This window comes from Ferrovibrio sp. GW821-FHT12E11, assembly GCF_058806975.1.
Genome location: NZ_JBXAQG010000001.1, coordinates 2,752,648 through 2,774,822 on the forward strand (window position 1 = coordinate 2,752,648; position 22,175 = coordinate 2,774,822).

General features: G+C 64.9%; 25 protein-coding genes. 16 read left to right on the top strand and 9 right to left on the bottom strand.

What is annotated here, in order from left to right; genetic code table 11:
- Positions 1 to 26: 26 nt before the first annotated feature.
- The 6 genes from AC1ROT_RS13735 to AC1ROT_RS13760 are packed head-to-tail and all read left to right on the top strand — an operon-like array spanning position 27 to position 4,824.
- Positions 27 to 1,292 carry a glycerate kinase type-2 family protein gene (locus tag AC1ROT_RS13735; protein ID WP_492999648.1) on the top strand — a complete coding sequence of 422 codons (1,266 nt, stop codon included), beginning with the start codon at positions 27 to 29 and terminating at the stop codon, positions 1,290 to 1,292.
- Positions 1,289 to 2,593: a serine hydrolase domain-containing protein gene (locus AC1ROT_RS13740; protein WP_492999649.1), complete on the top strand. Its 1,305-nt coding sequence runs from the start codon at positions 1,289 to 1,291 to the stop codon at positions 2,591 to 2,593. The genes AC1ROT_RS13735 and AC1ROT_RS13740 overlap by 4 nt, the downstream gene beginning before the upstream one ends.
- Positions 2,594 to 2,624: 31 nt before the next feature.
- Positions 2,625 to 3,161, top strand: a complete 537-nt coding sequence (gene uraD, locus AC1ROT_RS13745; protein ID WP_492999651.1) for a 2-oxo-4-hydroxy-4-carboxy-5-ureidoimidazoline decarboxylase — start codon at positions 2,625 to 2,627, stop codon at positions 3,159 to 3,161.
- A 12-nt stretch (positions 3,162 to 3,173) separates the two neighbouring features.
- On the top strand, positions 3,174 to 3,527 hold the full coding sequence (gene uraH / locus AC1ROT_RS13750; RefSeq protein ID WP_492972128.1) for a hydroxyisourate hydrolase: 354 nt from the start codon (positions 3,174 to 3,176) through the stop codon (positions 3,525 to 3,527).
- 17 nt (positions 3,528 to 3,544) lie between these two features.
- Complete coding sequence (locus tag AC1ROT_RS13755) at positions 3,545 to 4,018, top strand: nucleoside deaminase (RefSeq protein ID WP_492999653.1); 474 nt, start codon at positions 3,545 to 3,547, stop codon at positions 4,016 to 4,018.
- A gap of 11 nt (positions 4,019 to 4,029) precedes the next feature.
- Positions 4,030 to 4,824: an alpha/beta fold hydrolase gene (locus AC1ROT_RS13760; protein ID WP_492999654.1), complete on the top strand. Its 795-nt coding sequence runs from the start codon at positions 4,030 to 4,032 to the stop codon at positions 4,822 to 4,824.
- On the opposite strand, the gene AC1ROT_RS13765 is transcribed toward AC1ROT_RS13760, so the two are convergent.
- From AC1ROT_RS13765 to AC1ROT_RS13775, 3 genes are all read right to left on the bottom strand, one after another.
- Positions 4,825 to 6,012, bottom strand: a complete 1,188-nt coding sequence (locus AC1ROT_RS13765) for a urate hydroxylase PuuD (protein ID WP_492972125.1) — start codon at positions 6,010 to 6,012, stop codon at positions 4,825 to 4,827.
- Positions 6,013 to 6,136: 124 nt separating this feature from the next.
- Positions 6,137 to 6,733 (bottom strand): PAS domain-containing protein, encoded by a 597-nt coding sequence (locus AC1ROT_RS13770; RefSeq protein ID WP_492972124.1) that lies wholly within the window; start codon positions 6,731 to 6,733, stop codon positions 6,137 to 6,139.
- Between the two features lie 63 nt (positions 6,734 to 6,796).
- Positions 6,797 to 7,333 carry a hypothetical protein gene (locus AC1ROT_RS13775; RefSeq protein WP_492999655.1) on the bottom strand — a complete coding sequence of 179 codons (537 nt, stop codon included), beginning with the start codon at positions 7,331 to 7,333 and terminating at the stop codon, positions 6,797 to 6,799.
- A gap of 74 nt (positions 7,334 to 7,407) precedes the next feature.
- Here AC1ROT_RS13775 and AC1ROT_RS13780 point away from each other — a divergent pair, with 74 nt between their 5' ends.
- From AC1ROT_RS13780 to AC1ROT_RS13790, 3 genes are all read left to right on the top strand, one after another.
- Positions 7,408 to 7,965 carry a histidine phosphatase family protein gene (locus AC1ROT_RS13780; RefSeq protein ID WP_492999656.1) on the top strand — a complete coding sequence of 186 codons (558 nt, stop codon included), beginning with the start codon at positions 7,408 to 7,410 and terminating at the stop codon, positions 7,963 to 7,965.
- 69 nt (positions 7,966 to 8,034) lie between these two features.
- Positions 8,035 to 8,592, top strand: coding sequence for a phosphonate metabolism protein/1,5-bisphosphokinase (PRPP-forming) PhnN (phnN, locus tag AC1ROT_RS13785; RefSeq protein ID WP_492999659.1), 558 nt, complete (start codon positions 8,035 to 8,037; stop codon positions 8,590 to 8,592).
- Positions 8,585 to 9,223: a LysE family translocator gene (locus tag AC1ROT_RS13790; protein WP_492999660.1), complete on the top strand. Its 639-nt coding sequence runs from the start codon at positions 8,585 to 8,587 to the stop codon at positions 9,221 to 9,223. Before phnN ends, AC1ROT_RS13790 begins: the two co-directional genes overlap by 8 nt.
- An 86-nt stretch (positions 9,224 to 9,309) precedes the next feature.
- Here AC1ROT_RS13790 and AC1ROT_RS13795 read toward each other — a convergent pair whose 3' ends face one another.
- The 3 genes from AC1ROT_RS13795 to AC1ROT_RS13805 are packed head-to-tail and all read right to left on the bottom strand — an operon-like array spanning position 9,310 to position 10,422.
- Entirely contained in the window at positions 9,310 to 9,495 is a 186-nt protein-coding gene (locus AC1ROT_RS13795) for a hypothetical protein (protein ID WP_492999662.1), read from the bottom strand.
- A 57-nt stretch (positions 9,496 to 9,552) separates the two neighbouring features.
- Entirely contained in the window at positions 9,553 to 10,134 is a 582-nt protein-coding gene (locus tag AC1ROT_RS13800; protein WP_492999664.1) for an RT0821/Lpp0805 family surface protein, read from the bottom strand.
- A 51-nt stretch (positions 10,135 to 10,185) separates the two neighbouring features.
- Entirely contained in the window at positions 10,186 to 10,422 is a 237-nt protein-coding gene (locus AC1ROT_RS13805) for a YMGG-like glycine zipper-containing protein (RefSeq protein ID WP_492999666.1), read from the bottom strand.
- A 592-nt stretch (positions 10,423 to 11,014) separates the two neighbouring features.
- Here AC1ROT_RS13805 and AC1ROT_RS13810 point away from each other — a divergent pair.
- From AC1ROT_RS13810 to AC1ROT_RS13820, 3 genes are read left to right on the top strand one after another with little or no spacing between them, the layout of a single operon-like run.
- The gene (locus tag AC1ROT_RS13810; protein ID WP_492999668.1) at positions 11,015 to 11,260 is read left to right on the top strand and encodes a hypothetical protein; all 246 of its coding nucleotides are present in this window, start codon (positions 11,015 to 11,017) and stop codon (positions 11,258 to 11,260) included.
- Complete coding sequence (locus tag AC1ROT_RS13815; RefSeq protein ID WP_492972115.1) at positions 11,244 to 11,972, top strand: response regulator transcription factor; 729 nt, start codon at positions 11,244 to 11,246, stop codon at positions 11,970 to 11,972. The genes AC1ROT_RS13810 and AC1ROT_RS13815 overlap by 17 nt, the downstream gene beginning before the upstream one ends.
- Positions 11,965 to 13,473, top strand: coding sequence for a sensor histidine kinase (locus tag AC1ROT_RS13820; protein ID WP_492972114.1), 1,509 nt, complete (start codon positions 11,965 to 11,967; stop codon positions 13,471 to 13,473). The genes AC1ROT_RS13815 and AC1ROT_RS13820 overlap by 8 nt, the downstream gene beginning before the upstream one ends.
- Positions 13,474 to 13,476: 3 nt before the next feature.
- Here the strand turns inward: AC1ROT_RS13820 and AC1ROT_RS13825 are convergent, their stop codons facing one another.
- On the bottom strand, positions 13,477 to 14,073 hold the full coding sequence (locus AC1ROT_RS13825) for an HdeD family acid-resistance protein (RefSeq protein ID WP_492999669.1): 597 nt from the start codon (positions 14,071 to 14,073) through the stop codon (positions 13,477 to 13,479).
- A 64-nt stretch (positions 14,074 to 14,137) separates the two neighbouring features.
- Between AC1ROT_RS13825 and AC1ROT_RS13830 the strand changes: the two genes are divergently transcribed.
- Positions 14,138 to 15,151, top strand: coding sequence for an adenosine deaminase (locus AC1ROT_RS13830; protein WP_492999671.1), 1,014 nt, complete (start codon positions 14,138 to 14,140; stop codon positions 15,149 to 15,151).
- Here AC1ROT_RS13830 and gcvA read toward each other — a convergent pair.
- Positions 15,141 to 16,037: a transcriptional regulator GcvA gene (gene gcvA, locus AC1ROT_RS13835; protein WP_492972111.1), complete on the bottom strand. Its 897-nt coding sequence runs from the start codon at positions 16,035 to 16,037 to the stop codon at positions 15,141 to 15,143. The two genes, AC1ROT_RS13830 and gcvA, sit on opposite strands and share 11 nt — an antisense overlap.
- A 129-nt stretch (positions 16,038 to 16,166) precedes the next feature.
- Between gcvA and AC1ROT_RS13840 the strand changes: the two genes are divergently transcribed.
- From AC1ROT_RS13840 to ligD, 3 genes are read left to right on the top strand one after another with little or no spacing between them, the layout of a single operon-like run.
- On the top strand, positions 16,167 to 17,357 hold the full coding sequence (locus tag AC1ROT_RS13840; RefSeq protein WP_492999673.1) for an acyl-CoA dehydrogenase: 1,191 nt from the start codon (positions 16,167 to 16,169) through the stop codon (positions 17,355 to 17,357).
- Between the two features lie 29 nt (positions 17,358 to 17,386).
- On the top strand, positions 17,387 to 18,607 hold the full coding sequence (locus tag AC1ROT_RS13845) for a CaiB/BaiF CoA transferase family protein (protein ID WP_492999675.1): 1,221 nt from the start codon (positions 17,387 to 17,389) through the stop codon (positions 18,605 to 18,607).
- A gap of 47 nt (positions 18,608 to 18,654) precedes the next feature.
- The gene (ligD, locus tag AC1ROT_RS13850; protein ID WP_492999676.1) at positions 18,655 to 21,189 is read left to right on the top strand and encodes a DNA ligase D; all 2,535 of its coding nucleotides are present in this window, start codon (positions 18,655 to 18,657) and stop codon (positions 21,187 to 21,189) included.
- Here ligD and ku read toward each other — a convergent pair.
- Positions 21,164 to 22,036 (bottom strand): non-homologous end joining protein Ku, encoded by an 873-nt coding sequence (gene ku / locus AC1ROT_RS13855; RefSeq protein ID WP_492972107.1) that lies wholly within the window; start codon positions 22,034 to 22,036, stop codon positions 21,164 to 21,166. The genes ligD and ku overlap by 26 nt on opposite strands.
- Between the last annotated feature and the right edge of the window lie 139 nt (positions 22,037 to 22,175).

Sequence of the window (22,175 nt, forward strand, 5' to 3'; positions counted from 1 at the left end):
AGCAAATGGGCAGGGGGATGCCGACGATGCGCGATCCGGAAGCACTATTGCAGGCCATGTTCGAGGCGGCGCGGCGCGCTGCCGATCCGGCCGCCTGCGTGCCGCCGCATCTGCCGCCGGTGCCGAAAGGCCGCACCCTGGTGGTCGGTGCCGGCAAGGCCGCCGCCAGCATGGCGCGTGCGGTCGAAGACCACTGGCCGGCCGAGGCGCCGCTGGATGGTCTGGTGGTGACGCGCTACGGCCATGACGTGCCCTGCGAGCGCATCACCGTGGTGGAGGCTGCGCATCCGGTCCCCGACTCTGCCGGCGAGAAGGCGGCGGCGCTGATCCTGCAGAAGGTGCAGGGCCTGGGCCCCGACGATCTGGTGCTCTGCCTGATTTCCGGCGGTGGTTCGGCGCTGCTGTCGCTCCCGGCCGATGGCCTGACCCTGGCAGACAAGCAGGCGGTGAACCGCGCGCTGCTGAGTTGCGGCGCCAACATCGCCGAGATGAACTGCCTGCGCAAACATCTCTCCGCCATCAAGGGCGGGCGGCTGGCCGCTGCCGCCGCGCCGGCGCCGCTGGTATCGCTGCTGATCTCCGACGTGCCGGGCGACGATCCCGCCGTGATCGCCTCGGGCCCGACGGTACCCGATCCGACCACGGTCGCCGATGCGCTGGCCGTGCTGGAAAAATACAATATCCAGCCGCCGCCCAATGTGCTGAAGCATCTGCAGGCGGGGCAGAATGAATCGCCCAAGCCGGGCGACGCGGCTTTTGCCAATACGAAGACAGTGATGATCGCCACGCCGCAGATGGCGCTGGAAGCGGCCGCCGCCGTGGCACGCGAGGCCGGCATCACGCCGCTGATCCTGGGCGATGCCATCGAGGGCGAGGCGCGCGAGGTGGCCATGGTGATGGCCGGCATGGCGCGCCAGGTGCGCCGCCACGGCCAGCCGGCGAAAGCCCCCTGTGTGCTGCTCTCGGGTGGCGAAACCACGGTCACGCTGCGCGGCAAGGGCCGCGGCGGCCGCAACGCCGAATTCCTCATGGCGCTGGCCGTCGCACTCGATGGCGCCGAGGGCATCTATGCCCTGGCCGCCGATACCGACGGCATCGACGGTAGCGAGGACAATGCCGGGGCGCTGCTGAAACCCGACACCATCTTGCGTGCCGCCATGAAGGGGATCGAGGCCAAGGCCTGCATGGCCGACAATGACGGCTACAGCCTGTTCCAGGCTGCTGGCGGCCTGATCGTCACCGGTCCGACCCTGACCAACGTCAACGATTTCCGCGCCATCCTGGTCTTATGACTGTCCGCGCTGCGCTGCCGGTTGCTGCCGCCCTGCTGCTTCTGGGCGCGACCGGCTGCAGCCAGCGGCTACCGGCATTGCCGAGTCCGTCGGCACCGCATACAGCCGCGGTCACGGTCAATGGCGTCCGTTTCGATCCGGGCGGGCCCGATCTGGCGCGCTACACCAATGCCGCCGGTCAGTATCCGCGCGCCACGGCAGCCAACTGGTGGCAGCCCGCCTACAGCGTCGACAGTTTCTCGCGCCTGGACGAAATCTTCCCCGTTCACGTGGTGCAGCGGCCGGCCGCAGCCAGCCTCTGGCGCCGCGCGGCGAAGGAGCCGGTGATCGCCTATCAGGTCCCGCCGGCACTGGGCAGCGGGCGGCAAAATATCGACGGCTACATGGCGCGCAATCCGGCCACCGGCCTGCTGGTGGCGGTCGGCGACACCATCCATGTCGAACGCTATCAGTATGGCCGCACCGATACGCATCGGTTGATCTCGTTCTCCATGGCCAAGACCATCTGCGCCCTGCTGGTGGGTCTGGCGGTATCCGACGGCGCCATCGCCTCCATCGACGATTTGGCGGAAACCTACGCGCCGGCGCTGAAGGGCAGCGAATATGGCCGCACGCCGATCCGCCATCTGCTGACTATGTCGTCTGGCGTGCGCTTCCGCGAGGATTACGACGGCACCGATGATTCGGCGCAGCTGTCGCGTGCCATCCTGTCTGGCCCGGGCGGGGCTGGCGCGGTGCGGCAGTTCAATACCCGCGATGCCGAACCGGGCCAGCGCTGGTATTACGCCTCGGCCGAGAGCCAGGTGCTGGGACTGGTGCTGCGCGGCGCGCTGAAGCGGCCGCTGGCCGAGTATCTGTCCGAACGCATCTGGCAGCCGATGGGCGCCGAAGCCGATGCCAGCTGGCTGGTCGACCGCACCGGCCAGGAAAACACCTCGTCGAACTTCAACGCGGTGCTGCGCGACTATGCCCGGCTTGGCATGCTGCTGGCCAATGGCGGAAAAGTGGGCGAGCGGCAGGTGGTCCCGGCCGCCTGGCTGCGCGAGATGACCCGGCCGCATTTCTCCGGCGCGCAGACCGGCCGCTGGTACGGTTATGGCTTCCAGACCTGGATCTTCCCCGACAATGACGGCAGCTTCGCTTTCCTGGGCGTGCGCGGGCAGACGATTTTCGTCGATCCGGCCCGGCGCCTGGTGATGGTGCATACCGCCGTCCGTCCCGATGCCCGTGATCCCGGCGGCGCCGAGGCCACCGCGCTGTGGCGCGCGCTGCGCGCATATTTCCCCCGCCGGCCCGGATAGGTTATACAGAAGCGGTCATCCCGGAGGCCGCATGCAGCATGTCACGCTGACCCCCCAGAGTGTCTCTCTGGCCGATCTGAACCGCATGTCTGCGGCGGATTTCATTGCTGCGCTCGGCGGTATTTTCGAGCATTCGCCCTGGGTGCCCGAACGCGCCTTCGCCAGGCGCCCCTTCGCCAGTCTCGACAGCCTGCATGGTGCCATGGTCGCCGCGATGTGGGCGGCCGGTGATGCCGAGAAGCTCAGCCTCCTGCGTGCCCATCCGCAGCTCGCCGGCAGGGAGGCCGATGCCGGCACCCTGACCGCCCATTCGACCTCCGAGCAGGACAGCGTCGGGCTGAACCGCCTGAGCGCCGATGAAAAAGCGCGGATCGTGGCGCTCAATGCGGCCTATCTGCAGGCCCACGGCTTTCCCTTCATCATCGCCGTGAAGCTGCGCACCAAGGCGCAGATCTTTGCCGCCTTCGAGGCGCGGATCGCCAATGGGCGCGACACCGAACTCACCACCGCGCTGTCGGAGGTGGGCCGCATCGCCCGCATCCGTCTTGAAGCGCTGATCACCGGCTAGGAGCGAATGACAATGGGCCGCCTGAGCACCCATGTGCTGGATACCATGAACGGCAAGCCGGCCGCCGGCGTCGCCATCGAGCTGTACGCCCTGGGCGGCGGCCAGCGCATCCTGATGAAGAGGGTGGCAACCAATGCCGATGGCCGCACCGACGAACCGCTGCTGATCAATGAGGCTTTCCGGCCGGGCGAGTTCGAGCTGGTCTTCCATGCCGGCGACTATTTCCGCAAGATCGGCGTGGCGCTGCCCGAGCCGGCCTTCGTCGACACCGTACCGATCCGTTTCGGCCTGGCCGAAGCAGACGGGCATTACCACGTGCCGCTGCTGGTCTCGCCCTGGAGTTTCTCGACCTACCGGGGATCCTGAACGAAAGGCATTTCGCCATGACCGATCATGCCGAGTTTATGCGTCGCGCCATTGCCCTCAGCCGCATCCATATGAATGCCGGCGCCGGCGGTCCCTTCGGGGCGGTGATCGTGGCCGATGGCAAGGTGGTGGGCGAGGGCTGGAACCGCGTCACCTCCACCAACGATCCCACGGCCCATGCCGAGGTGGTCGCCATCCGCGATGCCTGCCAGCGGCTTGCGCGCTTCGATCTCCGGGGCACCGTGCTCTACACCAGCTGCGAACCCTGCCCGATGTGCCTGTCGGCCACCTACTGGGCGCGCATCGACAAGGTTTATTACGCCAACGAGCAGGCCGATGCGGCAGCGATCAATTTTGATGATGCCTTCCTGTACCGGCAGCTGGCCATCCCGCGCGAACGCCGCACGCTGGCCTGCGAGCAGATCCTGCGCGACGAGGCGCTGGAGGTGTTCCGCGAATGGGATGCCAAGCCGGACAAGACGCCGTATTGAGGCGACGCCCCATGCGAATTCTGCGGCTGCTCCTGCTGCTGATGCCGGCCCTGCCGGCGCAGGCCGCCGAAACGGTGTTCGATCTGCCGACCCGCGGCAGTGTGCTGCGCGTTCTGATCGATGCACCCGCTGAAGCGCGCGCCGCCGTCATCCTGCTGGCCGGCGGCAGTGGCCGTCTCGATATCGGGACGGGTGGCCGCATCGGCGCCCTGGGCGGCAACCAACTGGTGCGAACGCGGGCCGAGTATGCGAAAGCCGGCTTCGTGGCGGTGACCGCCGATATCGCCGAGGATTTCAAGCAGGGCCAGAATGGCGTGCGCAACGCCTATCGCTGGTCCGCCGAACACGCCGCTGATCTGGGCGCGCTGGTCGAGCATCTGCGCGGCCGCGTGCCGAAGGTCTATCTGGTCGGCACCAGCCGGGCCGCACTCAGCACGGCCAATGCGGCGGCGAAACTGCAGGGTATCCAGAAGCCCGACGCCATTGTCATCACCTCCGGCATGCTGATGCACCAGACCGATGCGCAGCCCTCCGTCCAGCGCAATGTGCGGCCGCTGGATGCCATCACCATGCCGGTGCTGCTGGTGGCGCATGAAAGCGATGCCTGTCCCTATACGCCGGCCGTGGCGACGCCAGGTTTCAAGGCATTGCTGACGGCTGTGCCGCGCGTCGATATCGTGATGCTGAAGGGCGGCCGGGCCGATCCGCCGGGGCAGGAATGCGAGGCCGCCGGTTACCATGGTTTCGCTGGACTGGATGACGACGTCGTCCGGACCGTGACCGGCTGGCTCAAGAGCCTGAACTGATTATTTCAGATGCGCGCCTGCCGCGATCCAGGCGCCCAGAACCTGGCGCTCTTCCGGCGTGATCCCGGTGGCGTTGCCCGGCGGCATGGCTTCGGTGCGCACGGCCTGCTGACTGATCAGCGCGGCGAAACGGCGGATCTGCGCCGGGGTTTCCAGCATCACGCCCTTGGGGGCTTCGGTGATGCCGTTGAAGGTCGGCTTGGCCGCATGGCAGGCGGTGCAGCGGGCGGCGACCACCTTCTGCACATCCTCGACGGTCACGCCTTCGGCCAGCGTCACCCGCCGCGGGTCCCAGTGGGTAAAGAAGACCAGGCCCACCGTCAGCGCGAAGGCAGCGGCGAGGAATTCGTACCGCGTGCCGCGGCCCTGGTTCTTCAGGTTGAAGAAATGCCGTACCAGGCCGCCGATAATCATCACGAAAGCCAGAATCACCCAACCGTAAGGGTGGCCGTAGGTGATCGGATAATGGTTGCTGATCATGGCGAACAGCACCGGCAAGGTCAGGTAGTTGTTATGCAGCGAGCGCTGCTTGGCCATCTTGCCAAACGACGGGTCGGGCGCCTGCCCGGCGATCATCTGCGCCACGGCGATCTGCTGGTTCGGGATGATGTTCATCGCCACATTGGCAGCCATGATGGTGCCGATCAGGGCGCCGACATGTAAGTAAGCGGCGCGCGCCGAGAAGATCTGCGTATAGCCCCAGGCGGCGAAGACCAGCAGGGCGAAGCCGGCGATGGCCAGCAGCGCGTCGCTCTTGCCCAGCGGTGAGCGGCAGAGCAGGTCGTAGACGATCCAGCCGAGGAACAGCGACACCAGGCTGAAGCCGATGGCTTCCGCCGGACTGAGATGCAGCACACGGTCGTCGATCAGGTAGAGGTCGGCGCTGACATAGTACAGCGCGCCCATCAGGAAGAAGCCGCTGATCCAGGTGAAATAGGCTTCGTATTTGAACCAGTGCAGCTCGGCCGGCAGCCGGGCTGGCGCCACCGAATATTTCTCGGTGAAGTAAAAGCCGCCGCCATGGATCAGCCAGGCCTGGCCCTGCACGTCGGGGCCCTGGTCGGCCGCCTTGCGGAGCGAGTTGTCGAGCCAGACGAAGAAGAAGGACGAGCCGATCCAGGCGATGCCGAAAATCAGGTGCATCCAGCGCAGCACCAGATTGAGCCATTCCATTGCCAGATCGAACATCGCAGATCATCCCCCGCACGCAGCCCGGATTCCGCCTGGGGCTGGCGGCGGGTGCGGCAATGTCCAAGCCCTACCGGGGCGCGGCAGAATCGTCAATCCGGATTGTGTACGATTTCGTCGCGAGTCAGCTTGCCGGGTCCGAGCGCGGCAGCAGCGGGGTGGGCCGGCCGGCGACATTGCAGGTCATGATGCGGCTGATGCGCCCTTCGGCATCCCAGAGGGGCAAGACCACGCGATCCCAGTTGTTGATGGTGATTTCCGCCGGCATTTCGTGCCAGCTGTAAATCGGCTCCGGCCGCAGCAGCAGAGCGCGATAGATGGCGAGGTAGAAATTGCTGGCCAGCGTGCCGGTGACCATTTCGGAGGTGCGCTTGCCGGTCATGTCGAAACCGGCGACGCGGGCGATGTCGCTGCCATAAAGCCGGTAGCGATAATCGGCACCGTCCTCCAGCACGTCGAGCAGCAGAATATGGCCCAGTGCCGGCCGCAGGTCGAACGGATCGATATGCTCCGGCCGCACGGTGCCGTGACGGTTCTGCAGCAACAGCCAGTGCCGCAGCAGGAAGGGCAGTTGTTCGGTGGGCAGGCTGGACGGCGACGGATTCCAGCGCACCACCGGCGATCGCAGTCCGAGCGATTGAAACGGTGCAACCAGGCGCGTTGTGCCGCCGGCCAGCAACTCGTCGCGCATGGCATCTATGATTGCCAGATCGATGGGCATCGTGATGTCCTGCCTTCCCACGTCCAGATTGCCGGTGTCGTGCTGGCCGGGCAAGGCGCTTTTTCAGTGCAGCCGTGATGGTGGCATTGATTCGAGTTCGGCCAACGCAACCCTCAGGTTGTCGAGCTGCGGGTTGATCTGCAGGGCCGCGGCAAAGGCGCTGGCGGCGGCGGCCGTTTCGCCATGGCGCAGGCAGATCTGGCCGAAGCCGCAGATGGCGCCGAAATGCCGCGGCTCATGCTGTAGCGTGGTGCAGATATCCGCCACCGATTCGGCATCGCGCCGGGTGAGGAAATACAGCGTGGCGCGCTTGTTCCAGGCCTCGGCCCAGGTCGGTGCATCGTGCACCAGATCATCGAGCAGCCGTTCGGCCTCAGGAAAGCGCCGGCGCGCGGTGGCGGAAATCGCCCGCTGCATACGGGCCTCCAGCGCCGGTTCGGCATGGGCGATCCAGCGCGCCCAGATTTCGTCCTCGATCAGATGGGCCGGCCGTGGCGTCGGCTGGCATTGCAGTTCGGCGAACAGCGGCGCAAGCGAATCTTGTCCCGGCGGCCTGAGCGCCAGGATCAGTTTCAGGGTCTGGGCCACCGGCAGGGTCATGCTGTGCTCTGGTCGCGCGGATGTTTCGCCCTATGACTTAGGGCAATCGGGTGCGGCGGCGAGGGATGGTCACGATGCGGTTTCGGTTTCTGGCAGCAGTCCTGTTCGGTCTGGCTGGCTCCTCTGTGCCTGCCGTGGCCCAGGATATCTGGCCGATGTTGCGGAATGGCGAGGCCATCGCCCTGATCCGTCATGCCGAGGCGCCCGGCACCGGCGATCCCCCCGGCTTCCGGCTGGAGGACTGCGCGACCCAGCGCAACCTCTCGGCGGCCGGGCGCGCGCAGGCGGCGCGGATCGGGTCGCAATTGCGCGAACAGGGGCTGACGGCTGCCGCGGTGTTCACCAGCGCCTGGTGCCGCTGCCGCGACACCGCCATGGCTCTGGGGCTGGGCCAGCCGGAGATTGCCACGCCGCTGAATTCCTTTTTTGGCGATGGCGACCCGGGTGGCCGCCAGACAACCGCCCTGCGGCGACTGATCGACGGCCTGCCATTGGGGCGGCCGGCAATCCTGGTGACGCATCAGGTCAATATCACCGCGCTGACGGGTGTCTATCCGGCCAGCGGCGAGATGATCGTGGTGGCGCGCAAGGATCTGGCGGTGCTGCGGCGGCTGAAGATGTCGGATTCGTGACGTCGACTTTCTTCGACCTCTGCGCGGCCTGTCTGGTGCATGGGCCCCGGCTTGCGTTAAAACCAGCCCATGCAAAACCGTCTTGTTCTGGTGGTGGGGCCCAGCGGTGTCGGCAAGGACAGCGTGCTGGATGCTGTGCGGCTCCTGTTCAAGGATCGCAGCGATGTGGTGTTTCCGCGCCGTGTGATCACCCGGGCACCCGGTCTGGGCGGTGAGGATTACACGCCGGTCGATGAAGCCGCATTCGCAGCCCTGCAGCAGCGCGGCGCTTTCGCCCTGCACTGGCCGGCGCATGGCCTGCAGTATGGCGTTCCGGCCAGCATCGATGCCGATCTCGCCGCCGGCTGCCAGGTGGTGGTCAATGTCTCGCGCGCCATCGTGGACGATGCCCGGCGCAAATATCCGGGTCTGCTGGTCATCGGCATCACGGCAGCGCCTGACGTGCTGCGGCGACGCCTGGAGGCCCGTGGTCGTGAAACCCCGGCCGTGATCGAAGAGCGGCTGGCGCGCGCTGCCGCCTTCGATCTGGTTGGCGCGGATGTGGCGATCCTGCACAATGATGGCGCGCTGGCCGATACGGCGGCGCAGTTCGTCGCGCTGCTGGAACATGGAATGCATCATGTCTGAGGTCGATTATCTGCTGCCGTTGCTGGGTATCATGGTGGCGATCGCCATCGGCGCCATGAGTCCGGGGCCAAGCTTCATCATGGTGGCGCGCACCGCCGTGGCCGCGTCGCGCGGCGCTGGTCTGGCCGCCGCCTTCGGCATGGGGCTGGGCGGCGCAATCTTTGCCGGCCTGGCGCTGCTCGGCCTGATCGCGCTGCTGGCCCAGGTGGCCTGGCTGTATGCCGGCCTGAAAATCCTTGGCGGCCTGTATCTGCTGTATCTGGCGGTGCTGATCTGGCGCGGAGCGCGGCAGCCGCTGGTCCTGGCCGATGCGCCGCCGGCTGCGGCAGGGCTGTGGCGCGCCGGCCTGCTCGGCTTGGCGACACAGCTGAGCAATCCGAAAACGGCGGTGGTCTATGCCGGCATTTTCGCCGCCCTGCTGCCGGCTGCCCTGCCGCTGTGGCTGGCTTTTGCGCTGCCGCTTTGCATCTTCGCCATCGAAAGCGGCTGGTATGCGGTGGTGGCGCTGGCCTTTTCGGCCCAGCGTCCGCGCGCCGCCTATCTGAATGCCAAGCATTGGGTCGATCGTGCCGCCAGCGGCGTGATGGGCCTGCTCGGGCTGCGGCTGATCTACGAAACCGCGCGCGGCTGACTCACGGCCGCCAATAAAAAAAGCCTGCCGGTGAGGGCAGGCTTTTCCTTGCGTGTGATCTGGAGCGCGCATTCGGCGCGCCGCATTCAGTGGCGCAGCGAAGCCGGGCGTTTGTCGGCCGGGCGGCGGATGGTGCGCCAGTGCGGCAAGGGTGCGCCGGCGCCATGATTGCCGCGTTCGTCGGCCTCTTCGCCCTTGCGGGCTTTCAGGCGCTGGCGTGCCTTGGTCAGCGCTTCCTGGGTCATGTAGAGCAGCAGGGTATTGGTCAGCATGGTCGCCTCCATTCGGCGCTTACAATCACGGTCGGCGCAGGCAAATCCTGCGCGGTTTCAGCCTGGCGTGCGCCAGATTCCGTCGGCCATGCGGCAGGCCGTGCCATAGCTTTGCTCGGTCTGTCCGTCGATGGTGCCCACTGCCTGATAGTCGCGGCAGTATTGCCCGTCTCGCTCGAAGGTGCGCAACGGCGTCACGGCATAGGCCGGGCCGCCATAGGCGGCGCGCGGTGCGCCATACCAGCGGATCGCGGTGCGGTCCGGCGCATATTCCAGAACACGGCCGATGCAGGCCTGGTCGATGGCATCCATGCTGCGACCGACCGTGGCCGCAGCAAGCAGACTGGTATCGGCGCTACCGACGGCGGTTTTTGATGTCGCCAGGCGGGCGGAATCGACGGCAAGATCGCGGGACAGCAGGCTGCGGTCGCAGGTGCCACGATCGATGCCATAAGGGAGAATGTGCATAGCATAGGCGCCATTGTTGCTGGCGCGGGTGAGTTGGGGGCGCGGATCTGCCATCGCCATCCCGGATAACACCGAGAAGGCGATGGCAGCGGCCAGGCCGAGGGTGGGTCGGCGACCAGGCCGCGGTGCGGCAGTGGAGGGGGTACTCCACCACGGGGTTGAGGCAGGCATGTCGCACCGCTCCGCTAAACCCAAAGAACTCAACACAAACGCAAAGCTCGATTACTTGCCGCCGTTGCTCTTTTCATTCGAGTCAACGATCAGGCCACCGGCCGTACCGGCTGCGGCGCCGATCAGGGCGCCCGCTACGGTGTGACCGGTGAGAAGGCCGATGGCACCGCCAGCAGCCGCACCCATGGCACCGCCAGAAACTGCGCGCTGCTGGGTGTTGTTCATGTTGCTGCAACCGGCAGCAAGTAAGCCAATCATAGCAAGGGCGACGATCTGGGCTTTCTTCAAACCGATCCTCCTCTCGCTGCAGGGCCGCTCTGCCAGATGCCCACCGGAATGGTCGGGCTGAAACTCTGAAAGGCGGGAAGGCCTGCGTGTCGCCAATGAGAATTGGTGATTCGCATGTATTCGGCAATGAGTATTTCTCTACATCCCGGTTTTATTGCGGGGATCACAAGTATATCCTGTTTGCATCACAGGATTATCACATGAATTACTATTGTCTTTACTTGCAAAGACTTTGTAGTTCTATGCGAGACAATGATATCCTTGGATTACCGAGATTCATCGTGCTTTCCCCATGGTCATACTCCTGCGTATCGTTTGCGGCATGTTCAGACCCTTTAGTCGTCCGCTTGCCGTTCTTCTTCTGCCGGCCGTGATGGTGCTGTCCGGCTGCGAGATGCTGCGTGGACTGACAGCGTCGCCGCCGCCACCGATTGTCGAGCCTGAGCCAGCGCCGTCACCGCCGGTTGTCGAGCCCCCCGGCCCGCCGCGCGCCACACCGGTTCCGGCACGCAAACCCCCGCAAGCGCCGGCCCCGACCATGTCGGCGCCTGCGCCCGTGCCCGAGCCGGAGACTGCAAGGCCGGCTCCGGTCGTGACCGGCCTGAACCGCCTCGGTCTGATCCAGGCCTATGGCCTGCCGACGCTGGAGCGCGAAGCGCCGCCGGCGCGGGTAATGGAATTCGGCATAGGGGAGTGTCGTTTGACTGCGTATCTGTATTTCGATACCGCCCGTAATGAGTTCTACACACTGCACTACGACATGAATGGCGTCGCGGGCCCAAGTCCCGATGCCGACCGCTGCCTCAACAGGATATCCCGCGATGCCAGCCGCCGCTGATGCTTCCCTGATTGCCGTCGTGGACGACGATGGCCTGTTCCGCGATACCATCTCCGCCAATCTGCGCGAGGCCGGATATCGCGCCATCACCTTTGACAATGGCAGTGCTGTCGTCGATTGGTTTGCCAAGGGCAATCGCTCGGCCGCCTTGCTGCTCGATTGGCAGATGCCCGTGCAGGATGGTCCGGCCACGCTGGAGCAGCTGCGCGCTGCCGGCCATACGCTGCCGGTCATTTTCCTGACCGGCCTCAATCAGCCGATCTTTGAGGAAAAGGGCCTCAAGCTCGGTGCCGTCGATTTCGTCGACAAGAGCAAAAGCTTTGCCATCATCCTGCAGCGCCTGCGCATTGCGCTCGCGGCCAAGGCGCCCGCCGCCGGCGAGGCGCCGAACGAACTGGGCGACGGCGGCGGCCTCATGCTGGATGTGGCCAGTGCTCGGGCCGTGTGGAACGGCGCCCAGGTCGACCTGACCCATGGCGAATTCAAGGTCGTGCAGTTGCTGGCCCAGCGCGTCGGCCGCGATGTCGGTTATCGCGAGATTTATGATGCCGTGCGCGGCGTCGGTTTCGAGGCCGGCCAGGGTCCGGACGGCTATCGCGCCAATGTGCGCGCCATGGTGAAGCGTATCCGGCAGAAATTCCGCGACCTCGATCCGGAATTCGAGGCGATCGAAACCTATCCAGGCTTCGGCTATCGCTGGCGCCATGGCTGAGATCAATGGCTGGACGCTGCATCGGCTCTGGCGGTCGCTGACAGTTCGCGCCCTTGTCGTGCTGACGCTGTTCATCGCTCTGCCGGTGGTGCTCTACCTCACCTTCCGCCAGGCCGATCTCGATCGCCAGCGCCTGCTGCTGGAAAGCATCCGCGTGAAAGGCTTCACCGTCGGTCGCGTGCTGGAAGAACGGCTGCAGCGTGCCGACATGACTCCGCTGTTCAAGCTGGGCGAAGAGCTGTCGCGGTTCCAGACCGCCGGCGTCAGCCTGCGCCTTTTGTTCCGTCCGCAGGATGCGACCCCTGGCACCGGGTTCCTCTATGTCGCTTCGGCGCCGCCGGTGCAGCCGGCCGATGTGGAATCCGAACGCGCGCGGCTGGCGGCCACCGGCGTTCTCGACCAGCTGGGCGAGTCCTGCGCCGGCGACCTGCCCGTGGCGCTGCGTATCGACCGTGCCGACGGCCTGACCGAACTGATCACCTCGATCACACCGGTGCGCACAGCGCGCGGCTGCTGGGTGCTGGTGATTTCCAGCGACCTGACCGATGTCGCCGAGCAGCGTCTGGGTCAGCCCTACTGGCGGGCGCCTGAAGTGCAGGTTGCGGCGGCGATTTACCTGATTTTTGCCGCCATCGTGCTGGTGATCGCCTTCGATATCGGCCATGGCCTGCGGCGCTTCGCCGCCACGGCGCGCGCCGTGGCGGAGCGCCGCATTGAAGGGCGGTTTGCAGCACGCAACCAGATTCCCGAACTTGAGCCGGTGGCCAATGCCTTCGACCGCATGGAAGACAGCCTGCGCTCCACCGCCAGCGAATTGCGTACGGCGGCGGAAGAGAGCGCCCATGCCTTCAAGACGCCGCTGGGCACCATCCGCCAGGCCCTGGTGCCGCTCCGCGCCCGCGTGACCGGCGACGACAAGCGCAGCCAGGTGGCGCTCATGGCCATCGACGGTGCCCTTGAACGCCTGGATATCCTGGTGCGCGCCGCCCGTCATCTTGATGACGTAGTGGCCGATCGCCTGGATCCGCCGCGCGAGCATGTCGATCTGGGCGCGCTGGTCGAGGATGTGGCCGATGCCCATGCCGCCGATGCTGCCACGCGCAGCATCACGATCAAGACGTCTGTCGAGGCCGAGGCCTCCGCGCCACTGGGCGGGCGCCTGATCGCGGCGGCGCTCGGCCAGGTGATCGAGAATGCCCTGAGTTATGCGCCGGCCGGCAGCGCCGTCACGATCACGCTCCATCGCGGCACCAGGCGGGTGCTGATCGTGGTGGCCGATACCGGCCCCGGCGTCGACCCGGCTCTGATGCCGCGGATTTTCGATCGCCATGTCTCGTTCCGTGACGGCGGCCGCAGTGATCGCGGCACCGGCGCGCCGCCGAATTTCGGCCTCGGCCTCTGGGTCGCCAAGCGCAACATGGAAGCCGTCGGCGGCAGCATCGAGGCGGCCAACCGGCGCGGCGGCGGCTTTATTGTGACCCTGGGCCTGCCGCTCGGCTGACGGTTACAGCACCATGCTGTCGCGCTGGTGCCGCCGCCAGGCGAAGGCCAGCAGGCCGCCGCCCAGCAGCAACGCCAGGATGCCGATCACCCAGGTGGCAGCCACCGCTACCGCATTGGGGAACAGTGTCAGCAGCAGGCCGAGCGCCACCAGCAGCATACCGCCCTTGCTGATGGGCCATGTGGCGCCGAACTGGCGCCGCATGTTCAGGCTGTTGGCAATGGCGATCAGTCCGAACAGCACCAGCCAGGCCGCGAATATATAGATCAGCAGCGTGACCGTGACCTGCGGCCACAGCACACTGACCAGGCCGATGGTCAGGCCGGCGATCCCGGTCGCCAGCAGGAATGTGCGGCCGGGTTGGCCGGGCGCTACGCGCAGGGCCAGCAGCAGGGTGATGGCGCCATCGACCATGGCATAGGCGCCGAAGATCATGACCAGCACCGCCAGGCTGACGCCGGGCCAGAAGATGGCGACGAGGCCGAATGCCAGAGCGGCCAGGCCGCGCAGCACGATCATCCACCACAGGCGGCGCGGCATCGGGGCGGCGGTACCCGGCGGCATGCGTTCGACCATGATCTCGTCATCTCCTTGTTGCATGGCGGCAGTATAACGCCGAATACCGCAATTGTCGCGGCGGTGGTGGCGCGCTACTCTTTACCCCATGACGGACCTCAGCCCCTTCATCACCGGTCTGCCCAAGGCCGAACTGCATGTGCATATCGAGGGCACGTTCGAGCCCGAGCTGATGTATGCGCTGGCGCAACGCAACGGCGTCGCCTTTCAGTATGCGTCTGTCGAGGTGCTGCGCGACGCCTACCGCTTCGGCAGCCTGCAGGATTTCCTCGATCTCTATTACCAGGGCATGGGCGTGCTGCTGGTCGAACAGGACTTCTACGACCTTGCAATGGCCTATTTCCGCAGGGCTGCGGCGCAGCAGGTGCGGCATGCGGAAATCTTTTTCGATCCCCAGGGCCATACCGATCGCGGCGTGCCGTTCCAGACCGTGATCGATGGCTTGTGGCGGGCGAAAGCCGATGCCGAGAAAGACTTCGGCATGACCATCAGCATGATCCTGTGCTTCCTGCGGCATCTGGATGAAGAGAGCGCGTTGAAAACGCTGGCGGAGGCGCAACCCTGGCGTGACCGCTTCATTGGCGTCGGTCTGGACTCATCGGAGAAGGGCCATCCGCCTTCGAAATTCCAGCGCGTTTTCGCGCAGGCCCATAAACATGGCCTGAAAGCCGTGGCCCATGCCGGTGAGGAAGGCCCGCCCGCCTATGTGTGGGAAGCGCTCGACCTGCTGCACGTGCACCGCATCGATCACGGTAACCGGTCGCTGGAGGATGCGGCGCTGGTGGCGCGGCTGGCCGCCGAGCAGATGCCGCTCACCGTCTGCCCGCTGTCGAACCTGCGGCTCTGCGTCATTGACGATATGACGCAGCATCCGTTGCGGAAAATGCTGCAGGCCGGCCTGATGGCGACGATCAATTCCGACGATCCGGCCTATTTCGGCGGCTATGTCACCGAGAATTACCTGGTCGTGCAGCAGGCGCTGGATCTGAACCGCGACGAGCTCGTCACACTGGCGGCCAACGGCTTTCGCAGTGCCTTTATCGACGACGCGGCCAAGACGCGCCATCTCGCCGCGTTGCAGGTATACGCGGCTAAGCCTTGACGGCGTCCAGCAGCCAGTCCCGGAAGGCGCGCAGCACCGGGTCGTTGCGGCGCGCCTCCGGATAGAACAGGCAGTAGGCCTGCTTGCTGCCGATTGTCTGCGGGAACGGGATCACCAGGCTGCCGTCCTTCAGTTCCTGCTCGACCAGGAAGCGCGGCACGATGGCGGCTCCCATGCCGATCACGGCAGCCTGCACCACCATGGCGAACTGGCCGTAGCGCGGCCCCAGCGGTACCGGCGGGCAACTGATCCCCAATGCCGCGAACCAGTCGGGCCAGGCTGACAGGCGCGTCGACTGTTGCAGCAGCGGCAGCCTGAACAAATCTTCGGGCTTGCGGATGCGATTCCTGGTCAGCAGTTTTTTCGATGCCACCGGCACCAGCTCTTCCTCGATCAGGCGGTCGACAGCGGCGCCGGGCGAAACCGGATCGCCGAACGAGATTGCGGCATCCAGCGGCTCGGCGGTGAAATCGAAACTCTCGATCCGGGTCGGCAGGTTTACCGTGATCTGCGGATGCCGGGCATTGAAATCCGGCAGGCGCGGGATCAGCCAGCGAGTGCCGAAGGTGGGCAGCGTGGCGATGGTCAGCGTGGCGTGGCCGCCGCGCGCCGCCATGGTGTTGACCGTGGCCGTGCCGATGCGGCCCAGCGCCTCCTGCAATTCGCGGGCATAGGCCGCGCCGGCCGGGCTGAGCACCACGCGCTGCCGGATACGCTCGAACAGGGTGAGGCCCAGAATCTCCTCCAGCAGTTGCACCCGCCGGCTGATCGCCGCCTGGCTGACATTCAGTTCGGATGCGGCGGCCGTGAAGCTTTCGTGGCGGGCGGCAGCCTCGAAGGCGGTGAGCGCCGAAAGCGGCGGCAGGTAGCGGCGGGGCAGGGCCATGTTGATAACCTCCAGTTATCAAGTAATAGCGAGAAGTCGTTTGCGCGCCAAGGGCGGGTCGGGCAGCTTGCGGCCTCGCCTGAGGGGTATATTTTGCTCCTTCAAACACGCCTGCCTGAGGAAACCGCCATGAACGTGCAGAAAGCCGCCAAAGCCGCCTTCAAATGGGAAGATCCGTTCAACCTGGACGCGGAGCTGACCGAGGACGAGCGGCTGATCCGCGATACGGCGCGCGAATACTGCCAGAACAAGCTGCTGCCGCGCGTGAAGGAGGCCTTCCGCGAGGAAAAGACCGATCCGGCGATCTTCCGCGAGATGGGCGAACTGGGCCTGCTCGGCTCGATGATCGATGGCTATGGCTGCGCCGGCGCGTCTTACGTCGCCTATGGCCTGGTCGCCCGCGAAGTGGAGGCCGTCGATTCCGGCTATCGCTCGATGATGAGCGTGCAGTCGAGTCTGGTGATGTATCCGATCTATGCCTATGGCTCGGAAGTCCAGCGCCAGAAGTATTTGCCCAAGCTGGCGACCGGCGAATGGATCGGCTGCTTCGGCCTCACCGAACCCGACCACGGGTCCGATCCCGGCGGCATGAAGACCCGCGCCAAGCAGGTGCCCGGCGGCTATGAACTGACCGGCGCCAAGATGTGGATTTCCAATTCGCCGCTGGCGACGGTCTTCGTCGTCTGGGCCAAGACCGAGGATGGCATCATCCGCGGCTTCATCCTGGAAAAGGGCATGAAAGGTCTGTCGGCGCCGAAGATCAACGGCAAGCTGTCGCTCCGTGCCTCGATCACCGGCGAAATCGTCATGGACAGCGTGTTCGTCCCGGAAGAGAACATGCTGCCGAATGTGCAGGGCCTCAAAGGTCCGTTCGGCTGCCTGAACAGCGCGCGCTACGGCATTGCCTGGGGCGCCATGGGTGCTGCGGAAACCTGCTGGCATCTGGCGCGCCAGTATGTGCTGGACCGCAAGCAGTTCAACCGGCCGCTGGCCGCCAACCAGATCATCCAGCTCAAGCTGGCCAACATGCAGACCGAAATCGCCCTGGGGCTGAATGCGGCGCTGCGGGTCGGCCGTCTGCGCGATGCCGGCCAGGAAACGCCGGAGATGATCTCGCTGATCAAGCGCAACAACTGCGGCAAGGCGCTTGATATCGCCCGCGTCGCCCGCGACATGCACGGCGGCAACGGCATCCATGAGGATTATCATGTGATGCGCCATCTGGTGAATCTGGAGACGGTGAACACCTACGAGGGCACGCATGACGTCCATGCGTTGATCCTCGGCCGCGCCCAGACGGGTATCCAGGCTTTCTACTAAGCCTTCCACCCATAGACACGGAGGCGCCGATGCGCGCGCTCGACGACATCGTCGTGCTCGATCTCAGTCGGGTTCTGGCCGGGCCCTGGTGCACCCAGAATCTGGCCGATCTCGGCGCCACCGTGATCAAGGTGGAAAAGCCCGGCGAGGGCGACGACACGCGCAGCTGGGGCCCGATTTATCTGAAGGACCCCGAGACCGGCGCGCGTGCCGATTCCGCCTATTACCTGGCGGCCAATCGCGGCAAGCGCTCGATCACCGTCGACATGGCGACGCCGGAGGGCCAGCAGATCCTGCGCGACCTCGCGGCCAAGGCCGATGTGGTGGTGGAGAATTACAAGCTCGGCGGCCTGAAGAAATACGGGCTGGATTACGACAGCCTGTCGCAGATCAATCCGCGTCTGGTCTACTGCTCGATCACCGGCTTCGGCCAGACCGGGCCATACGCGCCGCGCGCCGGCTACGATTTTATCATCCAGGGCATGGGCGGCCTGATGAGCGTGACCGGCGAGAAGGATGATCTGCCCGGCGGCGGCCCGCAGAAGGCCGGCGTGGCGCTGGCCGATGTGATGACCGGGCTATACTCCACCATCGCCATTCTCGGTGCGCTCAACCAGCGTCACCGTTCGGGCCGCGGCCAGTATGTCGACATGGCGCTGCTGGATGTGCAGGTGGCGGCGCTGGCCAATCAGGCGACCTACTATCTGGTCGGCGGCGAAGCGCCGGTGCGCATGGGCAACGGCCATGCTGCCATCGTGCCCTACCAGAGTTTCCCGGCATCGGACGGTTTCGTGATCATCGCGGTGGGCAATGACGGCCAATTCGGAAAGCTGGCGGACGAGCTTGGCCATCCGGAATGGAAGACTGATCCGCGCTTCGCCAAGAATATCGACCGGCTGCATCACCGCGCCGAAATCGTCGCCGCCATCGAGGCCGAGACGAAAAAACGTACGATGGACGACCTGATCGCGGCGCTGGAAAAGCGCGCCGTGCCCTGCGGCCCGATTAACACCGTCGATCGCGTTTTCGCCGATCCGCATGTGCAGGCCCGCGGCCTGCAGAAAACGGTGCCGCATGCCCAGCAGGGCAGCCTGCCCAGCGTGGCCAGCCCGCTGCGCCTGTCGGACTCCGCCGTCAGCTATGACCGGGGTCCGCCGCTGCTGGGCGAACATACGGATGAGGTGCTGGCCGAGCGGCTGGGCATGGATGCGGCGAAACTCGCCGAACTGCGCAAGAAGGGCGTGATCTAGGCTCGTTTCAGCCCGGAACTTCGATGCCTGCCGGCGGTTTACCCGGCATGCCGAAGCAGACCCTTTCCACCTACAACCGCAAACGCGACTTCAGAAAAACGGACGAACCGCGCGGCAAGGCCCACAAGCGTGACCAGCATCGCTTCGTGATCCAGAAACACGATGCCAGTCGTCTGCATTTCGATTTCCGGCTCGAGCATGACGGCGTACTGAAATCCTGGGCTGTGCCCAAAGGTCCGAGCCTCGATCCGGCCGACAAGCGCCTAGCCGTGCAGGTGGAGGATCATCCGGTCGAATACGGCACCTTCGAGGGCACGATCCCCGAGGGCGAATATGGCGGTGGCACGGTGCAGCTCTGGGATCGGGGCCACTGGCATCCGGTCGAGACCGACGATGCGGCCAAAGCCCTTCGCCAGGGCAAGATCGCCTTCGAACTGGAAGGCGAGCGCCTGCATGGCCGCTGGGCGCTGGTGCAAATGCGCGGATCGCGCAATCCGGACGGCAGGAACTGGCTGCTGATCAAGGAAAAGGACCGCTTCGTCAAAACCGGGCGCGCCGCCAATATCGCCGCCATCGACGAGTCGGTGGAGAGCGGCCGCAGTCTGGCCGAGATCGCCGAGGGCAATTCGGCGGAGTGGCGTAGCGGTAAGGCCCTGAAACCGAAAACAGTGGCAAAACCAAAGACGGTGAAGAAAAAGACCGGACAACGGAAGGCGGCAAAGAAGAAATCCGCCCGCCGCAAATCCCGGGAGGATGAGCCTCCGGGTTTCATCGAGCCGCAGTTGACCAAGCTCTGGGATGCGCCGCCCGAGGAATCAGGCTGGGCCCACGAGATCAAGTTCGATGGCTATCGCATCCAGCTCCGGATTCATGATGGCGCCGTGACGGCCTGGTCGCGGAGCGGGCTCGACTGGACCGAAAAATTTCCCGAGATCGCCAATGCGGCCAGGCAATTTCCGGACGGTATCGTTGATGGCGAAATATGTGCGCTGGATGATGCGGACAGACCAGACTTTCCGGCGCTACAGGCTGCCCTGCAGGAGGGCGACACCGCGGATCTCGTCTATTTCGCCTTCGACCTGCTCTGGAGTGAGGGCCGGGACCTGCGCGTCGAGCGTTACGAGGAACGCAAACGGCTACTGCAGGATTATCTGGCCCCCGAAAAGAAACAGGTGCTGATCCGGTATGTGCCGCATTTCATCTTGCCGGGCGAGAGCCTGCGTCAGTCCGCCTGCCGCATGGCGCTGGAAGGCATAATCTCCAAGCAGCTCGATGCTCCATACCGTTCTGGCCGCAGCGATCTGTGGGTGAAGACCAAGTGCAAAGGCCGGCAGGAATTTGTGATCGGCGGTTACAGCCTGGGTACGGCCGGCAGAAGTATGGGTTCTCTTCTGGTTGGCGTTTACGATGGCAGGGACCTGAAATACCGTGGCCGGGTCGGCACCGGATTCAATGTCACGCTATCAAAGGTATTGAATAAAGCCCTGAAGCCATTATCCGTGAAAGCGACGCCGTTTATCGGCCCGCAGCCGGAGAAGACTTCCGACGTGCGCTGGGTAAAACCGCAACTGGTGGCGGAAGTGGAATATGGCGGCTGGACCGGTGAGGGGCTGCTGAGGCATGCATCGTACAAGGGGTTGCGCGAAGATAAGCCGGCGAAAACCGTGAAAGGCGAGGGCAAGGCCGTGGCGCGAGCAAAGATTCCAGGGGCCGAAAGCAAGGTGGTGCTGACCAACCCCGACAAGCTTCTGTGGCCGAAGGAGAAGATCAGCAAGTTGGATCTGGCAGCCTATTATGCGCGCATGACCGTGCCGTTGCTGCGTTTCGCCGGATATCGACCCTTGTCGATCATTCGCGCGCCCGACGGCATTGCTGGCGAGCAGTTTTTCCAGCGACACCACAATCGCGGAACCTCTGCCCTGATCGGTAAGGTGAAGATAAGGGGCGAGACGCAGCCCTATCTCACCGTGGAAGACGCCGAGGGTTTGCAGGCTATGGCGCAGTTCGGCGTGCTGGAACTGCATCCCTGGGGATCGACGGTCAAGGATATTGAACGCCCCGACCAGATGATCTTCGATCTTGATCCTGATGCGACCGTGCCATTCAGTTTCGTGAAGAAAGCTGCACTGGCGATGCGCGATCATCTGGCCGGGCTAGGCCTGGCGAGTTTCCCCAAGCTCACCGGCGGCAAGGGCGTGCATGTGGTGGTGCCGCTGAAGCCGAAGGCGGGCTGGAAGGAGATCAAGGCTTTCACCCACGCAGTGGCCGTGGCCTTCGAGCAGGCCGATCCGGAACATTTCATTGCCGAGGCACGCAAAGCCAAGCGCAAAGGCAAGATTTTTGTCGACTACCTGCGCAATGACCGCACCGCCACGGCAGTGTCATGCTGGTCGCCGCGCGCAAGACCCGGCGCACCGCTGGCCGTGCCGGTCACCTGGGATTTTCTGACCAGACAGAAGCGGCTGCCGGTCTACAGCATGAAAAAGTTGCCGGCGGCGCTGAAGCATATTGGTGACTGGGATGATTTCGAGGCCAGCCGCGTGGCGTTGACTCCAGCTATGCTGCGGCGCGCCGGCGCATAGCGGCCTTTTTCCGGGATGCGCTGCGGGTGGTTGCCTTGCGGCGCCGGTTGGAGGGTTTGGCCGGCGCCGCCTTGCCGCTACCCTTCAGGCTGCGGCGCAGGGCACCCAACAGATCACTCTCTTCCGCCTTGTCCTCATCCGGCGGCGGTGCGGTGATTTTCTGGCCCTTCTGCTTGCGCTTGATGATCTTGCGCAGGGCATCCTCATAGCGGTCGATGAAATCGGACGGATCGAAGGCTTCCGCCTGCTGGCCGATGATCTGTTCGGCGATGGACAGCATTTTCTTGTCAGGTTTGCGTGCCGGGATACCCCGGAAGACAGAGTCTTCATCGCGTATTTCATCGTGGCTGCGCAGGGTTGTCAGCAACAGGCCGCGGCCGCGCGGCTCGACGGCGACAACACGTTCGCGGGTATGCATCACAACCCGGCCAATGGCGATACGCTGTGTGCTTTCCATTGCTTCCCGGATGATGCTGTAGGCTTCCATGGCATTCTTGCCATTCGGTGCGACGTAATAGGGCTGGTCCCAGTAAACCCTGTCGATATCGTCCATGCCAACGAAGCTTTCGATGTCGATATTCTTCGTCGATTCAATGCGGGCAGCGTCTATATCGGCGTCGGTCAGAATCACATGGCGGTTTTTGCCCACTTCGTAGCCTTTCACCAGGTCGGTCCGCTTTACGGCTCCCAGCTTTGGGTCATGCGGCACCATGCGGATGCGGCGGTGGGTTTTCTTGTGGATCAGGTGGAAGGCAATATCGTTGCCCCGTGTGGTGGCGCTGTACAGAGCCACCGGGCAGGACACCAGCGACAACTTGAGATGACCTTCCCAACTGGGGCGTTGCATGGCGATTCTCCGGGAAAATCCAATGGCATGAAATTGATGGCGTGAGTCGAACGGAAGCCCTGGACGGGGGTTCCGGAGAAATATTCGCCCGACCATGGAACGCATAGGCCTCGTTGGGGTTTGGCTCGGCAACCACGGG